Origin of the sequence: Microvirga splendida (assembly GCF_016427565.1) — a bacterium.
GTDB classification, from domain to species: Bacteria; Pseudomonadota; Alphaproteobacteria; order Rhizobiales; family Beijerinckiaceae; genus Microvirga; species Microvirga splendida.
Map to the genome: position 1 here is coordinate 1 of NZ_JAELXT010000013.1, position 16,224 is coordinate 16,224.

A 16,224-nucleotide genomic window follows, 5' to 3' on the forward strand; every position below is an offset into this window, starting at 1 on the left:
GCGGGGTGGAGCAGCCCGGTAGCTCGTCAGGCTCATAACCTGAAGGTCACAGGTTCAAATCCTGTCCCCGCAACCAATACTCAACAGCATATGAGATCAACAAAGCCCTCGAACGGCTCGTCCTTCGAGGGTTTTTGCTTGTCCAGACACCGCAAAACGGAAAACCGCGAGAGCCCTTCCGCATCAACCATCGAGGAACAGACCGAACTGCCTGCGCTCGCCCGCAACGCAGAGCTCAGCGCAGCCGGAAACGATCCAGCAAGCCAGGCACCCGCGCACCCGAAATTGCCGCAGAGTGATGCGGCACATCGGGACACGAATGCCCTAAACCACCCGCCCAAAAAGGCTTTATCCGATCCATGGCTTGTGCAAACGGACCGTGGAGGGCGAAACGCCCTAAACGGTCAGGCGACTGAGAGTGTCCTTACGCAATCTGTATGACCCGCTACGTCAAACCCCGACGGCCGTAGACGAGGACGGAATTCCCGTTAGAGTGGAGCGGAACCGTATCACATGCGGTCCATCCTTCACGAGGGGAGTACATGTCCATGACAATGACACGCCGCGACTTGGCCAAGATCGGCCTCGGCCTGGGCGCCGCAGTGGCTCTCGGCCGCAACGCCTTCGCCCAAGGGCCTGCCTTCTTCCGGATCGGCACGGGCGGCACCGCCGGCACCTACTATCCGATCGGCGGCCTCATCGCCAACGCCGTGTCGAACCCACCCCAGCTCGTCCTGACGGCCCAGGCCTCGAACGGCTCCGTGGCCAACGTGAACTCCATCGCCTCGGGGGCTCTCGAGTCCGGGTTCAGCCAGGCCGACGTGGCCTATTGGGCTCACACGGGAACCGGCCTCTTCGAGGGCAAGGGCAAGATCGAGGATCTGCGGCTCCTGGCCAATCTCTACCCTGAAAGCATCCATCTCGTCGCCGCGAAATCCGCCAATATCAAGTCCGTCGCCGACCTTAAGGGCAAGCGCGTCTCTCTCGACGAGCCAGGCTCGGGCACGCTCGTCGACGCCAGGATCATCCTGGCAGGCTGGGGTCTCAAGGAATCCGACGTGAAGGCCGACTTCCTGAAGCCGAACCAGGCGGCCGAGCGCATGCGCGACGGCGGACTGGACGCTTTCTTCTTCGTCGGCGGATATCCCACCAGCGCCATCACGGAACTCGCCGCCACGGGCGGAGGCATCGATCTCGTTCCCCTGTCTGGTCCCGAGGCGGACGCGATCCGCAAGCAATACAGCTTCTTTGCCGCGGACGAGATCCCGGCCGGCACCTACAAGGACGTGGGCGCCGTGAAGACGTTGGCTGTCGGAGCCCAGTGGGTGACCTCGGCCAAGGTGCCGGAGGCGGTCGTCTATGATGTCGTCAAGGGCCTGTGGAGCGACAAGACCCGTGCAGCGCTGGATGCTGGCCATGCCAAGGGCAAGCTGATCCGCAAGGACACCGCGCTTGCCGGCGCCGGCATTCCGCTCCATCCGGGCGCGGAGCGCTTCTACAAGGAAGCCGGCCTCCTCAAGAGCTGATTCTGATCTGACGTCCGATCCAAGCCTCCCGCGGCGAGCGTCGCGGGAGGCGCTTTGCTTCCAGCCCGAGACCCCGTCATGACCGCCACCGATGCCCAGACGCTTATCGAGGATCGCAGCCTCGAGGAGAAGTTCGATCCCGAGATGCGCTTCCGGCCCCTGCCGACAGGGACCGCATGGCTCGTGGCGGGCCTCCTGCTGGCCCTGTCGTTCTTCCACTACTACACGGCGGGTTTCGGATTGCTGCGGGAGGCCACCCATCGCGGCATCCACATGGCCTTCGTGCTCGGCCTGATCTTCCTCGTCTTCTCGGCATCGAAAAGGGACTACGACCGGATCGCCCCGTCGAGCTGGTGGCGCCCGGGCAGCATCTCGCTGGTCGACTGGGCTCTGGCCATCGCGGCCGCGGTCGCGAGCCTTTACGTGCCCTGGATCTTCAACGAGTTGGCCTTCCGCGTCGGCAATCCTTCCACCAACGACGTGGTCATGGGCACGATCCTGATCGTCGTCCTGCTGGAAGCAACCCGCCGCTCGGTGGGATGGCCGCTCCCGGTCATCTCGATCGGCGTGATGCTCTATGCGTATTTCGGCCCGTCCATGCCGGGCATTCTGCAGCATCCCGGCGCCTCCTGGTCCAACATCGTCAATCACCTCTACCTCACCAGCCAGGGCATCTATGGCATCGCCCTGGGAGTTGTTGCCACTTACGTCTTCCACTACGTGCTCTTCGGCGTGCTCGCCACACGGGTGGGGCTGGGCAAGCTCTTCATCGATCTCGCCACCTGCCTGGCCGGGCGCTTTGCCGGCGGGCCGGCGAAGGTCTCGATCTTCGGCTCCGCCCTGTTCGGCATGATCTCCGGTTCCTCCATCGCCAACACGGTGACGGTCGGCTCGCTGACGATCCCGGCGATGATCCGGGTCGGCTACCAGCGCCATTTCGCGGCGGCCGTCGAATCGGCGGCCTCCACCGGCGGCCAGATCACCCCGCCGATCATGGGCGCCGCGGCCTTCCTGATGGTCGAGTTCCTCAACATGTCGTACCAGACGATCATCCTGGCGGCGCTCGTGCCGGCCTGCATGCATTTCTTCGGCGTGTTCATGCAGGTCCACCTCGAGGCCAAGCGCGCCGGGCTGAAGGGCCTGCCGCCGGAGGAACTGCCGAGAGCCGCGCAGGTGATCCGCGAGGGATGGCAGACGATCATGCCGCTTGCGGTTCTGCTGATCGTGCTGTTCTCCGGCTTCACGCCCTATCTGGCGGCCTTCTGGGGCATCACGGCCTGCCTGGTCGTCGGCGCCACCCGGGTGCCGCTGATCAATATCGGCTTCCTCGTCGCCGTCATCGCAGCTATCGCCGCGGGATTGCTCACGCAGCTCGTGTTCGTGGGGCCGGTGCTCGCCTTCGTCCTGGCGCTCCTGGTCTACACCTTCCTCAGGAGCGACGCCGGCAAAGCGGTGGTGTTCGACCTCATCGACGCCTTCGTGGTGGGGGCGAAATACGCCATCGGCGTCGGCGCGGCGGCCGCCACGGTCGGCATCATCGTGGGCATCGTCACGCTTACGGGCGTGGGCTTCAAGATCTCCTTCATCGTCACGTCCTTCGCCGCCCAGATGGCGCAGACCTTCACGGATGTCCTGCCGGTGGCGCTGACCGACGTAAAGGCCATGACCCTGTTCTTCACCCTGCTGATGACCGCCCTCGTCTGCATCCTGCTCGGCTGCGGCGTGCCGACGACGGCGAACTACATCATCATGGTGACGGTGGCAGCGCCGGCCCTCGGCCTTCTCGGCGTCCAGCCCCTCGTCGCCCATTTCTTCGTCTTCTATTACGGGGTGCTCGCCGACATCACGCCCCCCGTGGCGCTGGCGGCCTATGCGGGCGCCAGCATGGCGGGCGCCGATCCGTTCAAGACCGGCAACACGGCCTTCCGTCTCGGTCTCGGCAAGGTGCTGGTGCCGTTCGTCTTCGTTTATGGGCCGGCCATGCTCATTGTGACGCCCGAATTCACATGGCCCGGTTTTCTGTTCGTCGTCGGCGGTGCCGTTGTCGGCATCATGTTCCTGTCGGCAGCCTTCGCCAGCTATGGGCTGACCACGATGCGGGCCTGGGAGCGCTGGCTCATCGGTCTGGCGGCCTTGCCGATCATCGCGCCCAACGGAACCACCACGCTGATCGGCCTTGCCATGGCAGCCCCGGTGATCGTGTCCCAGCTGTTCAAGGCCCGGACCGCCATGGTGCCGAAGTCGGCCTGAGGGTGAAGCGCGGTGCTCCAAGGCCCGAGCCCGGGCCTTATCGCGAGAACCTGAACCATTCGGCGGCGCTCCCGTTGTTCTTGGCTTGGTTCAGAGACGACAGGAGGGCCGAATGGTCGATTACCGGAAGCTGTTGGATGCATTCATCGGAACCATCGGGCGTCCCGATCAGCAGAATTCGGGCCAGCCGGCTCAAGGCGGCATGCGGCAGCAGGTCGAAAAGAGCGTCACCCAGGTCACCGGCCAGTCGCCCGACCAGCTGTTGCAGAAGGCCAAGGATTTCGCCACCCAGCATCCGGGCCTGACCCAGACGGCTCTCCTCGGCTTGGCCGGGCTCCTGTTCAGAGGGCGCAAGAAGAGCAAGCTCACCGGCAATCTGGTGAAGCTCGGCGGTCTCGCGGTGATCGGCGGGTTGGCCTATAAGGCTTATCAGAGCCAGCAATCGGCCAAGGGCTCCACCGCAGAAGCAGCGGGTGGCGCGACCGTCCCGACCATGGACGGAGCCGAGGCGGCCGCAGCCGGATCTCCTGCATCCGGGCCGGATGAAGCGGTCGCGCAGTCGGCCCTCAGCGTGCCGGAAACCTCGCGCTTCCACCCGGTCTCCCAGACCGAGGACGATGCGCTCCTCTTCCTGCGCACCATGGTGGCAGCGGCGGCAGCCGACGGGCATATCGATGACGCGGAGCGGTCGCGAATCGTCAAAGGCCTGACCGAGGCGGGCATCGACCCGGATGCCACCCGCTGGCTCGACACCGAGATGGCGTCGCCCGCCGATGTGGAAGAGCTCGCCGCCAATGTGAACGATCCGGAGAAGGCCGCTCAGGTCTATTCGGCAGCCCGCATCGCCATCGATCCCGACACGATCCAGGAGCGCGAGTTCCTGAACCAGCTGGCCGAGGCGCTCGATCTCGATTCGGCCGTGCGATCCCAGATCGACAACACGGCAGGCGCGCTGACCTGAGGCGTTTCAGAGAGGCGAGGTCTTCCCGAGGGGCCTGATGGTTTCATACCGCACGGTGGTCTGCGTGCCTCTTTCATCGTAACGCTTGGCCAGAACGAAGCCGAGCTCGGGCGAGTAGAGATCCGTGTACTCGGATGTGACCTTGCCTGCTGCGTTCAGGTAGCGGTTGCGGACGACCAGAACCTTGTAGGAGCAGTCGCCGAGCTGCATCTGCTCCTGGCCCGTGACCGCAAGCTCGAGCGAGATCAGGGCGCCCACCTTGTCGGGCTGGGCCGGCGCATAGGTGATGGCGCGGCGGGACTTGGGCTCCAGCGGGAACACGGTGCGCAGGTCGGACACGGGAATGTTGATGCTGCGGGCCGTGTCGTCGAAGCGGCTGACCGGGAAGAGGCCCCGGTAGTAGATCACATTCTGGGTCTTCCCGTCGGGATAGGAATTCACCACGTGAACGAAGTGATCCGAAGCGGGGCGGATCTCCGCCGTCGTGCCCCGCCGCTCCAGGACGAAGCCGAGCTTTGCCGTCTGGGCTGTCGGGCAATCGCCGGCCTGAGCCGGAAGGATCAGCGTGGTCGTCATGATGAGGAAAAGGGCAGGGCGCAGCATTGTCGTGTCACGGAACCGAGGTGGGGAGTGCGTCGGGCGAGGTCTTGTAATCGATATAGCATATCAAGTGCCTGCTCGCCAGGAAGACGGGCGGACCATCCGAGGAAACCTTCACCGGAAGTTTCTCGTCGAATGACCCGACTTTCATCACAGGGATGGTTGATCTCGGCTCCCGCTCCAGATCAAATACCTGCCCATCCGCTTATCGATGTCTAATAAGGAAATGAAGAATGGCTGAGAGGCCTCACCGTCGCACTCCCGATCAGCTTCGCTCGCGGCTCTGGTTCGACAACCCGGACAATCCCGGCATGACCGCGCTCTATCTTGAGCGCTACCTGAACTTCGGCCTTACGGGCAAGGAGCTGCAGGGCAAGAAGCCGATCATCGGCATCGCGCAGACCGGATCCGATCTGTCCCCCTGCAACCGGCACCACCTGGATCTCGCCAAGCGCGTGCGCGACGGAATCACGGCGGCCGGCGGCGTGGCCTTCGAATTTCCGTGCCATCCGATTCAGGAAACCGGCAAGCGCCCGACCGCCTGCCTCGACCGCAACCTGGCCTACCTGTCCCTTGTCGAGGTGCTCTACGGCTACCCGCTCGATGGCGTCGTGCTGCTCACCGGCTGCGACAAGACCATGCCGGCCTGCCTCATGGCGGCGGCCACCGTGAACATTCCGGCGATCTCGCTCAATGTCGGGCCGATGCTGAACGGCTGGCACCACGGCGAGCGCACGGGCTCCGGCACTATCGTGTGGAAGGCGCGCGAGCGCCATGCGGCCGGCGACATCGACTACCAGCAGTTCATCGACATCGTGGGCTCGAGCGCGCCCTCCGTCGGCCACTGCAACACCATGGGCACGGCCTCGACGATGAACGCTCTCGCCGAAGCGCTCGGCATGTCCCTGCCCGGTTCGGCGGCGGTGCCCGCTCCCTATCGCGAGCGCGGGCAGATGGCCTACGAGACCGGCAGGCGCATCGTCGACATGGTGTGGGAGGATCTGAAGCCCTCCGACATCATGACCCGCGAGGCGTTCGAGAACGCCATCGTGGCCAATGCGGCCATCGGCGGCTCCACCAACGCGCCGGTCCACATCAACGCCATCGCCAAGCATATCGGCGTGCCGCTCGATTGCGACGACTGGGAGCGCATCGGCTTCGAGATCCCGCTGCTCGTCAACGTGCAGCCTGCGGGCGAATATCTCGGCGAGGAGTATTTCCGCGCCGGCGGCCTGCCGGCCGTGATGGCCGAGCTGATCGGCGCCGGCAAGATCCACGAGGATGCTATCACCTGCACCGGCACCACCATCGGCGAGAATTGCCGCGGCAAGCACACCTGGGATCACGACGTGATCCGCTCCTACGACAATCCGCTGAAGGAGAAGGCGGGCTTCCTGAATCTGAAGGGTACGCTCTTCGACTCCGCGATCATGAAGACGAGCGTGATCAGCCCCGAATTCCAGGAGCGCTACCTCAACAACCCGGAGGATCCCAATGCCTTCGAGGGACGTGTGGTCGTGTTCGATGGGCCGGAGGATTATCACCACCGCATCGACGATCCGTCGCTCAACATCGACGAGCACACGATCCTGATCATGCGCGGCGCCGGCCCCGTCGGCTATCCGGGCGCGGCGGAAGTGGTGAACATGCAGCCGCCGGGCGCGCTGATCAAACGCGGCGTTCTCTCCCTGCCGTGCATCGGCGACGGCCGTCAGTCCGGCACGTCCGGCACGCCGTCGATCCTGAACGCCTCGCCCGAGGCTGCCGTCGGCGGCGGACTGGCGCTACTGCAGTCGGGCGACCGCATCCGCATCGACCTCAACAAGCGCAGTGCCGACATTCTTCTCCCGGCGGAAGAATTGCAGAAGCGCCGCGCCGATCTCGAAGCGCGGGGCGGCTATGCCTATCCGGCGAGCCAGACGCCCTGGCAGGAGATCCAGCGCTCCATGGTCGATCAGCTCTCCGAGGGCATGACCCTCAAGCCCGCCGTGAAGTACCAGAAGGTCGCGCAGACCTTCGGCGTGCCGCGCGACAACCACTGAACGCAACGACGGGAGCGAGGGTTCTCATGAACAGGCTTCAAGGAAAAACCGCTCTCGTCACGGCGGCAGGGCAGGGGATCGGACGCGCCATTGCGGAGGCCTTCCTCCGCGAGGGCGCGACGGTCTGGGCGACGGACCTGGATGTGGGGAAGCTGGAGGGCCTCGAGGGTGCCGAGAAGCGCAGGCTCGATGTGCTCTCGGGCACGGATGTCGAGCAACTCGTCTCCGAGGCGGGATCCTTCGACATCCTCGTCAATGCGGCGGGCTTCGTGCATCACGGCACGATTCTCGAATGCTCCGACAAGGATTGGGATTTCTCCTTCGACCTGAATGTGAAGTCCATGCACCGCACGATTCACGCGGTGCTGCCGGGCATGCTGGAGAAGGGCCGTGGCTCGATTGTCAACATCGCGTCCGGAGCCTCCTCCGTGCGCGGCATTCCCAACCGCTATGTCTACGGCACCACTAAGGCGGCGGTGATCGGCCTCACCAAGGCGGTGGCGGCGGATTTCATCAAGCGCGGCGTCCGCGCCAACGCCATCTGCCCCGGCACGATTCAGTCGCCGTCTCTCGACGAGCGGATCGCCGCTCAGGCCGAGAGCTCCGGCCAGAGCCTGGAGGCCGTGCGCCAGGCCTTTGTCGACCGCCAGCCCATGGGCCGGCTCGGCACGGCCGAAGAGGTGGCGGCGCTTGCTGTCTATCTCGCGTCGGACGAGGCGAGCTACACGACCGGGCACATTCACCTGGTCGATGGTGGGTTCGCGCTTTAGACTTCGCTCTTCACAAGCGGACACTGATGTCATCCCCGGCGAGCGGAGCGAGGGAAGGGGATCCACTCTCACGCGCGGCTGTGGATTCCCTTCCCCTCCGATGGCTCCGCCATCTCCGGCCGGGAATGACACCCTCCTCGTCATGGCCGGGCTTGTCCCGGCCATCCCGATAAGAAGAGCTCAACGTTTCAATGAATCGGGATCACCGGCACAAGGCCGGTGATGACGATGAACCTATCGCCCCTTGTAAGGCGTCTCCGGCACCGGCGTCAGCGGCCCCTTGCCCTCGAACCATGCAATCAGGTTATCGGCCACGAGCTTGCCCATGGCGTTGCGGGTGTGGACCGAGGCGGATGCGATGTGGGGCAGGAGAACCACGTGCTCCATGTCGATCAATTCCTGCGGCACGCGCGGCTCATCCTCGTAGACGTCAAGGCCGGCGCTGAGAATGGTCCCGGACCTGAGGGCCTCGATCAGTGCCTGCTCGTCCACCACGGTGCCGCGCGCCACGTTGATCAGCACGCCGTTGGGCCCCAAGGCCTTCAGCACATCCGCATCGATCAGGTGGCGGGTGGCGGCGCCACCCGGCGTGATGACGATCAGCACGTCACAGGCCTCCGCGAGGCCGATGACTGTGGGATGATAGGCATAAGCGACATCGTCCTGCTTCGTGCGTCCATGGTAGGCGATGCCCACATCGAAGCCTGCGAGGCGTCGTGCGATGGCCTTGCCGATGCGCCCGAGACCGACGATGCCGACCTTGCGCTCACGAAGGGTCGTCGAGAGCGGGAAGGAGGCTTTCAGCCATTTCCCCTCGCGCAGATAGCGGTCGGCCTGCGGGATCTTGCGCAGGGTCGCGAGCAGCAGGCCGAGGGTCAGGTCGGCCACCTCGTCGTCGAGAACGCCAGGCGTGTTGGTGACGACGATACCGCGCCGGGCTGCCTCCGCCGCATCCACGTTGTCGTAGCCCACACCGAAGCTCGAGACGATCTCGACGTTCGGCAGATTGTCGAAAAGCGAGGCCTCGAGGCGGCCGTAGAGCGTGCTGGTGGCCACGCCGCGGATGCGAGGCCCGACCTCCTTGAGAAACGCCTCCTGGTCCGGCTGCTCCCACAGGCGGTGCAGCGTGCAGGCTTTCTCCAGCGTATCGATGACGATCGGCATCATCGGCGCGGTCATCAGGATGTCGGTGCGGCTCATGGCGTTTCCTGTTGTTGTCCGGGATCAGGGAATGGCGCAGCGTGCGGCGGCACCGCGGCGCAGGGCCTCGTCGATGACTTTGGCCTGATCCTGAAGTGCGGTTTTCACATCCTGGGGCAGGTCGAGCCAGTGGCAACCGCGCAAGGCCGCCTCCAGGGCGTAGAGGGCATTCAGGTTGACGCGGCGGGGCAGCATGAACTTGAGGCGCCGGTAGGCCTCGACGGCGCCGATGGAGCGAAGCTCTCCCTCGGTGCAGATGCCGACCTCGCTCAGCCAGCCCTGCGTGACGGGGCCGATCCCCGGCAGGGTCTCGATGGGGGCATCGCTCATGAGGACGTCTCCGGCTGTGTCTGTTTCGTGTGCTCGCGGGAGAGCAAGTAGAGCCCCGATGCGATCACGATGCCAGCCCCGACGAAGGTCCAAGAATCGGGCCAGTCGCCGAACAGGATGTAGCCCAGCGCGAGCATCCAGATGATCTGGCTGTAGATGAAGGGCGCCAGGATCGCCGCCGGAGCCCGGGCATGGGCGAGAACGAGGAGCCAATGCCCGAAGGCGCCATAGAAGCCGGTCGTGGCCAGGAAGAACCAGACCAGGGGCGAGGACGGGGTGGACCAGATCCAGGGCAGGGCAGGGGTCACCAGGGCGATGCCGGCAACGCTCGAATAGAGGGTCGTGGTCGCAATCGAATCGCTCGAGGCCAGCATCCGGGTCACGATGTTGTAGAAGGCATAGGCCACGGAGCCGGCGAGCGACAGCAGGGCCGCGGGGTGCATGGTTCCCGAGCCCGGCCGCGTGATGACGAGAATGCCCACGAACCCGACGGCGATGGCGGTCAGGCGCTGCCAGCCGATGCGCTCCCCCAGGATGGGGGCTGCCAGAAGCGCCACCAGCAGGGGCGTGGCGAAGATGATGGACTGCGTCTCGACCAGCTGCAGGTATTTCAGCGCGAGGAAATTGCACAGGGTGGAGGCGAGGAGCAGGAAGGAGCGGAGGAGCTGGAGCGGGAGGCGGCGCGTCCTGAGCGCTCCCGGCTGGGTCCGCGGGTTGATGACCATGAAGGTGAGCAGGGCCGCCGACATGTAGCGGGCCCAGACCGTCACCATGGGGTCCACCGACTGGTTCACCCATTTGGCCGTGGCGTCGAGGCAGGAGAAGCAGAACAGTGCCGCGCACATGAGGCCGATGCCGATCATGCGGTTCCGGCGCTGGGACACTGGTTTGATCAGGGACGTGGAAACGGTATCGGCCATCGGAGGATGGTAGCGGCAGCTTCATCCCGATGCGAATACCCGCAGCGCACGCCCCTCGTGCACTGCCGGCAGGGGTGGCAGGTGCGTCAGGCGGTTGCGGCGAGCTCCGGCTCGACGGCTTCCAGCCCGTCGACCTCGTCGTCGGCCTCGAAGCCGCTCTGATCGGCTCCCGTGAGGCCAGCCAGATTCTTGGCCGCCTTCCGGAGGAGCTTGCGCAGGCGCTTGCGGTCCTTGTTGTCGAAGCCCTGGAGCAGTTCGCCCTCGACCTCGTCCCACAGGGCATCGATGGCGGCGGCCTTTCGCTTGCCTTCCTTGGTAAGCTTCACGCGCACGACCCGGGCATCGCCGGGCTCAGTGTGGCGCTCCACAAGCTTGAGGGCGGACAGCCGCGAGACGGTCTTGGAGGCGGTCGGCGGGCGCACTCGCAGGATGGCGGCCAATTCTCCCATGGTCATGGGACCGGACGTGCCGAGGGCCTGCAGAACCTGTTCCTGGCCGGCGAACAGGCCGAGTTCGGAAAGCTTGTCGCCCGTCCGGCTTCGATGCAGGCGCGAGGCTTGAACCAGAGCCCATCCGACGCTCTTGATGCTCGGATGCTTGTTGTCGGTTTCCATCCATCCCTCGCTCTTCGAAGCTCTGCCTTTCATAGCATGGACGCGACTCATGACGGTACGATGACAAGCCGGCTCATTGTTCACAGGCTAAGGATCGGGAGGGCTCAAGCGTCCCGCGAAAGGGCGCTCTCATGCCAGCGGCGCAGGAGAAGATGGCTGATGCCGGCGAGCAGGAGATAAAGAACGATCCCGGTCAGCGCCAGGAGAACGAGGGCTGCGAACAGACGCGGGATGTTGAGGCGGTATTGGCTTTCGATGATGCGATAGGCCAGTCCCGAGCCGGCACCCGCCGATCCTGCCGCCATCTCGGCCACCACGGCGCCGATGAGCGAGAGTCCGCCGGCGATCCGCAGGCCCGTCAGGAAGGCCGACAGGGCGGCCGGGCGGCGCAGGTACCACAGGGCCTTGAGCCGGGACCGGAAGCGCGCAAGCGGCCGGTTAGCTGCGGGGGCGCCATAGAGCCCGAACAGTTCCATCAGGTTGCGGTCGACCGATTGAAGGCCCAGCATCGTGTTCGAGAGAACCGGGAAGAAGGCGACGAGCCAGGCGCAGGTCAGGACCGCAGCATCCTGCGGCATGTAGATCAGGAGCAGCGGCGCGATGGCGATGACCGGCGTGACCTGCAGCACGATGGCGAAGGGGTAGAGCGAGTATTCGACGATCCGCGACAGGCTCAAGAGCACGGCCAGGAACACGCCGCCGAGCACGGCGAGCACCAGGCCTAGGAGCGTCGTCTGGAGCGTGGTGAAAAGAGAAGCCCGGAGAAGCGGCCAGTCGGTCACGATGGTCGTTGCGATCAGGCTGGGAGCCGGCAGGATGTAGGGCGGAACGCCGTTCAGGCGCACATAGCCCTCCCAGGCCGCAAGAGCCGCGGCGAAAACCGCAAGGGGCAGGATGAGCCTGACAGGGTTGCCCCGCTTGGGCGCAGGAGTGACGTGAGAAGCCATCACAAGTGCTCCTCCGTCTGCTCCAGCAGGATCTGCGAGATCTGTCCGCACAGCGCCGCATAGCGAGGGCTGGTGCGAAAGTCCTTCGGTCTCGGCCCAGGCGGTTCGCCGGGGATTTCGGCGACGATGCGGCCGGGGCGCCGGGACATCACCGCGATGCGGCTCGACAGATAGGCGCTCTCGTAGACCGAATGCGTCACGAACACGATCGTGCAGCCGAGCTCGCTCTGCAGCCTCAGGAGATCGTCGTTGAGCCGGAAGCGGGCGATCTCGTCGAGAGCCGCGAAGGGCTCATCCATCAGCAGCAGCCGAGGCCTGATCGAGAGCGCCCGTGCAATCGACACGCGCATCCTCATGCCGCCCGAAAGCTCGCGCGGATAGGCCTTCGCGAAGTCCTCCAGGCCGACGAGGGCGAGGCTCTCGGCGATGCGCTCCCGCGCATCGCGCCGCGACACGCCGCGCAGCTGCAGGGGCAGCCAGACATTGCTCGCCACATCGGCCCAGGGCATCAGCGTCGCCTCCTGAAACACGAAGCCGATCTCGCTGCGGTGATCGGCGTTCGTCGAGCCCGGCCAGGTCACCTGTCCCGCCGTCGGTGCAGCCAGCCCCGCAACGAGGCGCAGCACCGTCGATTTCCCGCAGCCGGAGGGGCCGAGGAGAGACACGAACTCGCCCGCACGAATGCTGAGGTCGAAGCCGGCAAGCGCCGTCACACCGTTGGCGAAGACCTTGCTGATGTCATGCAAGGTGACGAGCTCCGGAGAGCCGTTTCGTGACGTCAAAGGCGGGGGTTCGCTCATCGAGATGGCCGTTTCACCGGGAACCTTGCGGTGCAGGTTCGCACGTCATGCTCCACGGCTGCCTGTCTTCGACGATCCGGCCTTGTTTGAGCATATGGTCGAATTGCTCCCGAGATAAACCTCTGGCGTGAAGCATGGCGGAAGCTTTGAGGCCGGCCAGGGAGGGCCAGGCGACCAGGACTTCTTCCTTGCGCCCCATGAACATATCCGTTCGCGCTGCGGACACGCTGTGCCCGTCGATGGATGTATCCCAGCTTTCAGCCGTCGACAGAGGGCCAAGATCTCTCGGAGGGTTCGGTGCATTCCACCAGTGCAGCGCAATGCTGGCTCCGCCGCCATTGGACCAGGAGCAGAAAAGCTGATCGGTATGACCGAGGGCAGGAGGCTGAAGGCCCGAGACCGCAATCCGCTCGACCGCGACGGCAGCCGGCTTCATGTCGGCAGGCAGAGCCAGCAACAAGCCTGCAGCAACCCACAGCACATCAGGCATAGGAGCCCTTCCTCACTTGCGAGGCTTCAGCTCAAGGCCCACGCCCTTGTTCACGAACTGGAGCGTATAGGCCTTCCGGTAGTCGAGGTCCGGCTTGAAGAGGCCGGCCTTCACCATCTTGTCGAAGAAGTCCTTCATGCGCGCATCCGTCATGGCGCCGATGCCGAGGCTTTGCGCGTCGCCGGAATCGACGATGCCGTGTTCCTTCATCTTGGCATGGGAATAGGCGAGAAGCTCGTCTGTCATCTCCGGGTTGTCGCGCTTGATGAGCTCCTTGGCCTTCGTGTTGTCGCCGTAGAGATAGTTGTACCAGCCGATGGTAGAGGCATCGACGAAGCGCTGCACGAGATCGGGGTTTGTCTCCACCACCTCGCGGCGCGTCTCTACCGTGGTGGAGTAGGAGCTGAAGCCGTGATCGGCGAGCAGGAACACGTTGGGTTTGAATCCCGCAGCCTTCTCGATGGTGAGGGGCTCCGAGGTGACATAGCCCTGCTGCACGGCTTGGCTGTTGGCGATGAAGGGCGCCGGGTTGAAGCCGAAGGGCTTCACCTGCTCGTCCCTGAAGCCGTGCTCGGCCTTCATCCACTGGAAGAAGGTGGCGACCGCGTCCTTGGACAGCAGGATGTCGTTCGATTTCTTCAGATCCGCGAAGCTGTCGAGTCCCTGGCCCGGATGGCTCATGAGGATCTGCGGCTCCTTCTGGAAATGGGCCGCCACCACGACGGTGGGAATGTCCTTCTCCACGGCCGAGAAGGCCTGGATCATGCTGCCGCCCATGTAGAAGTCGAGCTTGCCGACAGTCATGAGCATGCGGTTGCTGGCGCGCGGACCGCCCGGCACGATGGTGACCTTCAGGCCGTATTTCTCGTAAGTACCGTCGGCGAGCGCCTGGTAGTAGCCGCCGTGCTCCCCTTGCGCGAGCCAGTTGGTGCCGAAGGTCACTTCCGTCAGCGGCTGCTGCGCCAGGGCGCTTCCCGCGCCCCAGGCGAGGCCGGCCGCCAGCATTCCTGCCACCCAAGCCTTCCGCATCATGCGCATTCACTCCGTCGCTTCGGCACCTTGCCGGCCGCGTCCGCTTCTGCGCGGTCCGGCGAGGCTTGGCAAGGTCCGCAGCGTCAGGAGGAGGCCCCGAGGCGGATCATTCCACGAACCAGGGATATGTCCAGGTCTCCGTCAGGGCCCGGTTGCCGGCCCGCAGGAAGGCGCGCAGATCCGTGGACTGGCCCGGCTCCAGCCGCACGTCGATAGCGGCGCGGAAGCCATCGATGTGGGGATTGGGCATGATGAAGGTGTTGGTGATCTGGCCCGTGGACGTGGAGGGGACCAGCTGCACCTGCTCCGGAGCGCTGAAGTAATAGGGCAGGTCGCCTCCGGCAAAGTCGATGATGAAGCGGCGATGCCGGGGGTCGCTTGGCGCGTTCGAGCCGCTGGCGCGCGGCGGGGTCTGGAAGGTGTTCACCGCCTTGCCGCCCGGATGCATGCCGCCGATCGCGGCTGCGGCCCTCAGGCGATAGGAGACGACGACTTCCTGCCCCGGCTCGTAGGGCCGGTTCGGCTGCCAATAGGCGACGATGTTGTCCTGGGTCTCGTCCGCCGTCGGGATCTCGACCAGCTCCACCCAGCCTTCGCCCCATTGCCCGACGGGCTCGACCCAGTAGCCGGGCCGCTGGTGGTAATGCGCCTCCAGGTCCTGGTAGTGCTCGAACACCCGGTCGCGCTGCATCAGGCCGAAGCCGCGTGGGTTGTTGTCGCTGAAGGACGAGATCGTCTTCTTTTCCGGGTTGCGCAGGGGGCGCCAGATCCACTCGCCGGCGCCCGACTGCATGAGCAGGCCGTCCGAATCGTGCAGCTCCTGCCGGAAGTCGTCGGTGGGCTTCCGGTCGTTCTCGCCCTCGAAATACATGGAGGTGAGGGGGGCAAGCCCCACATTGGTGAGGGTCTTCCGGGGGAAGAGCGTGGCCGTCACGTCGATGGTGGTTTCCTTCGACGGATAGACCTCGAACCGATAGGCGCCGGCCACTGACGGGCTATCAAGAAGCGCGTAGATGACCGCCCGATCCTCGTTCGGCTTCGGCAGTTCGACCCAGAACTCGCGGAAGTGCGGGAACTCCTCCGCCTCTCCGCCTTCCACGTTGATCGCAAGCCCGCGGGCCGAGAGGCCGTATTTCTGGCCGGCTCCGAGGAAACGGAAATAGCTCGCGCCCAGGAAGGCGATGAGCTCGTCCATCACCTTGGGGGTGTTCAGCGGGTAGTGCAGCCGGAAGCCCGCAAAGCCCAGGTTGACCGGCAGCGGCCGCTCGATCTTGTTGCGGCCGTAGTCGAACAGCTCCCGCTGGTAGGGGATCGGGGTCGGTACGCCGTCGCGGATGACGTTCACCGTCACCGGCTTCTGGTAGAGGAAGCCGAGGTGGAAGAGCTGCATCCGGAACGGCCCGCTGCCCGATCCGAGCAGTGCCTTGTCCGGGCGGAAGCGGATGTCGCGGTAATCGTCGAAGCTGAGCCGGTTCAGGGGCTCCGGCAGCTGGGAGGGCGGAGCCTCGAAGGGCGCGGTCGACAGCTCGCGGGCCCGGCGCACCACATCCTCGTAGCGGAACGGATTGGGCTGCGGCACCCCGTTCTGCTGCGCGAAAGCTTGGCTTGATGCGGACAGAGCCGTGGCTGCGAGCAGGCTTTGCAGGAGGGTGCGGCGGGACAGGGTCATCATGGCGGTGGAGCGGTTCTCGTCTTGGAAAAGGCGGGGCTCAGGAGCCCGGAATATGGGGCCGGAGCCCCCA

General features: G+C 65.2%; 15 protein-coding genes. 5 read left to right on the forward strand and 10 right to left on the reverse strand.

The annotated features are described in order from the left end of the window. The first annotated feature begins 548 nt into the window (after positions 1-548). The 3 genes from JAO75_RS13560 (at position 549) to JAO75_RS13570 (ending at position 4,737) form a co-directional block, all read left to right on the forward strand. The gene (locus tag JAO75_RS13560; protein ID WP_199049680.1) at positions 549-1,526 is read left to right on the forward strand and encodes a TAXI family TRAP transporter solute-binding subunit; all 978 of its coding nucleotides are present in this window, start codon (positions 549-551) and stop codon (positions 1,524-1,526) included. Positions 1,527-1,604: 78 nt separating this feature from the next. Further along, positions 1,605-3,776, forward strand: a complete 2,172-nt coding sequence (locus JAO75_RS13565) for a TRAP transporter permease (protein ID WP_199049681.1) — start codon at positions 1,605-1,607, stop codon at positions 3,774-3,776. A gap of 112 nt (positions 3,777-3,888) precedes the next feature. After that, complete coding sequence (locus tag JAO75_RS13570; protein WP_199049682.1) at positions 3,889-4,737, forward strand: tellurite resistance TerB family protein; 849 nt, start codon at positions 3,889-3,891, stop codon at positions 4,735-4,737. Positions 4,738-4,743: 6 nt separating this feature from the next. Here JAO75_RS13570 and JAO75_RS13575 read toward each other — a convergent pair whose 3' ends face one another. Continuing rightward, the gene (locus tag JAO75_RS13575) at positions 4,744-5,340 is read right to left on the reverse strand and encodes a hypothetical protein (protein WP_199049683.1); all 597 of its coding nucleotides are present in this window, start codon (positions 5,338-5,340) and stop codon (positions 4,744-4,746) included. Between the two features lie 230 nt (positions 5,341-5,570). Here JAO75_RS13575 and JAO75_RS13580 point away from each other — a divergent pair, with 230 nt between their 5' ends. Further along, entirely contained in the window at positions 5,571-7,379 is a 1,809-nt protein-coding gene (locus JAO75_RS13580; RefSeq protein ID WP_199049684.1) for an IlvD/Edd family dehydratase, read from the forward strand. 26 nt (positions 7,380-7,405) lie between these two features. Beyond that, a complete protein-coding gene (locus tag JAO75_RS13585; protein WP_199049685.1) occupies positions 7,406-8,149 on the forward strand; it encodes an SDR family oxidoreductase in 744 nt (247 codons plus the stop codon). Positions 8,150-8,383: 234 nt separating this feature from the next. Here JAO75_RS13585 and JAO75_RS13590 read toward each other — a convergent pair whose 3' ends face one another. The 9 genes from JAO75_RS13590 to JAO75_RS13630 all read right to left on the reverse strand — a co-directional run bounded on the left by JAO75_RS13590 (position 8,384) and on the right by JAO75_RS13630 (position 16,154). Further along, entirely contained in the window at positions 8,384-9,349 is a 966-nt protein-coding gene (locus JAO75_RS13590; RefSeq protein WP_199049686.1) for a 2-hydroxyacid dehydrogenase, read from the reverse strand. 24 nt (positions 9,350-9,373) lie between these two features. Beyond that, positions 9,374-9,679, reverse strand: a complete 306-nt coding sequence (locus tag JAO75_RS13595; RefSeq protein ID WP_199049687.1) for a TfoX/Sxy family protein — start codon at positions 9,677-9,679, stop codon at positions 9,374-9,376. Beyond that, entirely contained in the window at positions 9,676-10,599 is a 924-nt protein-coding gene (locus JAO75_RS13600; protein WP_199049688.1) for a DMT family transporter, read from the reverse strand. Before JAO75_RS13600 ends, JAO75_RS13595 begins: the two co-directional genes overlap by 4 nt. Positions 10,600-10,685: 86 nt before the next feature. Continuing rightward, the gene (locus tag JAO75_RS13605) at positions 10,686-11,246 is read right to left on the reverse strand and encodes a MarR family winged helix-turn-helix transcriptional regulator (protein ID WP_199049689.1); all 561 of its coding nucleotides are present in this window, start codon (positions 11,244-11,246) and stop codon (positions 10,686-10,688) included. 71 nt (positions 11,247-11,317) lie between these two features. Further along, positions 11,318-12,160 (reverse strand): ABC transporter permease, encoded by an 843-nt coding sequence (locus JAO75_RS13610; protein ID WP_199049690.1) that lies wholly within the window; start codon positions 12,158-12,160, stop codon positions 11,318-11,320. Next, positions 12,160-12,960, reverse strand: coding sequence for an ABC transporter ATP-binding protein (locus JAO75_RS13615; protein ID WP_199049691.1), 801 nt, complete (start codon positions 12,958-12,960; stop codon positions 12,160-12,162). Before JAO75_RS13615 ends, JAO75_RS13610 begins: the two co-directional genes overlap by 1 nt. 13 nt (positions 12,961-12,973) lie before the next feature. Next, the gene (locus JAO75_RS13620; protein WP_199049692.1) at positions 12,974-13,450 is read right to left on the reverse strand and encodes a hypothetical protein; all 477 of its coding nucleotides are present in this window, start codon (positions 13,448-13,450) and stop codon (positions 12,974-12,976) included. A gap of 12 nt (positions 13,451-13,462) precedes the next feature. Continuing rightward, complete coding sequence (locus JAO75_RS13625) at positions 13,463-14,482, reverse strand: ABC transporter substrate-binding protein (protein WP_199049693.1); 1,020 nt, start codon at positions 14,480-14,482, stop codon at positions 13,463-13,465. A 106-nt stretch (positions 14,483-14,588) separates the two neighbouring features. Next, positions 14,589-16,154: an OpgD/OpgG family glucan biosynthesis protein gene (locus JAO75_RS13630; protein WP_199049694.1), complete on the reverse strand. Its 1,566-nt coding sequence runs from the start codon at positions 16,152-16,154 to the stop codon at positions 14,589-14,591. Between the last annotated feature and the right edge of the window lie 70 nt (positions 16,155-16,224).

Bases quoted from the DNA above. Each gene is read 5' to 3' on its own strand.
- JAO75_RS13570 (WP_199049682.1), top strand. From the start codon at position 3,889: ATGGTCGATTACCGGAAGCTGTTGGATGCATTCATCGGAACCATCGGG.
- JAO75_RS13595 (WP_199049687.1), bottom strand. From the start codon at position 9,679: ATGAGCGATGCCCCCATCGAGACCCTGCCGGGGATCGGCCCCGTCACG.
- JAO75_RS13610 (WP_199049690.1), bottom strand. From the start codon at position 12,160: ATGGCTTCTCACGTCACTCCTGCGCCCAAGCGGGGCAACCCTGTCAGG.
- JAO75_RS13600 (WP_199049688.1), bottom strand. From the start codon at position 10,599: ATGGCCGATACCGTTTCCACGTCCCTGATCAAACCAGTGTCCCAGCGC.
- JAO75_RS13585 (WP_199049685.1), top strand. From the start codon at position 7,406: ATGAACAGGCTTCAAGGAAAAACCGCTCTCGTCACGGCGGCAGGGCAG.
- JAO75_RS13615 (WP_199049691.1), bottom strand. From the start codon at position 12,960: ATGAGCGAACCCCCGCCTTTGACGTCACGAAACGGCTCTCCGGAGCTC.
- JAO75_RS13605 (WP_199049689.1), bottom strand. From the start codon at position 11,246: ATGAAAGGCAGAGCTTCGAAGAGCGAGGGATGGATGGAAACCGACAAC.
- JAO75_RS13630 (WP_199049694.1), bottom strand. From the start codon at position 16,154: ATGATGACCCTGTCCCGCCGCACCCTCCTGCAAAGCCTGCTCGCAGCC.
- JAO75_RS13620 (WP_199049692.1), bottom strand. From the start codon at position 13,450: ATGCCTGATGTGCTGTGGGTTGCTGCAGGCTTGTTGCTGGCTCTGCCT.
- JAO75_RS13590 (WP_199049686.1), bottom strand. From the start codon at position 9,349: ATGAGCCGCACCGACATCCTGATGACCGCGCCGATGATGCCGATCGTC.
- JAO75_RS13560 (WP_199049680.1), top strand. From the start codon at position 549: ATGACAATGACACGCCGCGACTTGGCCAAGATCGGCCTCGGCCTGGGC.
- JAO75_RS13565 (WP_199049681.1), top strand. From the start codon at position 1,605: ATGACCGCCACCGATGCCCAGACGCTTATCGAGGATCGCAGCCTCGAG.
- JAO75_RS13575 (WP_199049683.1), bottom strand. From the start codon at position 5,340: ATGCTGCGCCCTGCCCTTTTCCTCATCATGACGACCACGCTGATCCTT.
- JAO75_RS13625 (WP_199049693.1), bottom strand. From the start codon at position 14,482: ATGATGCGGAAGGCTTGGGTGGCAGGAATGCTGGCGGCCGGCCTCGCC.
- JAO75_RS13580 (WP_199049684.1), top strand. From the start codon at position 5,571: ATGGCTGAGAGGCCTCACCGTCGCACTCCCGATCAGCTTCGCTCGCGG.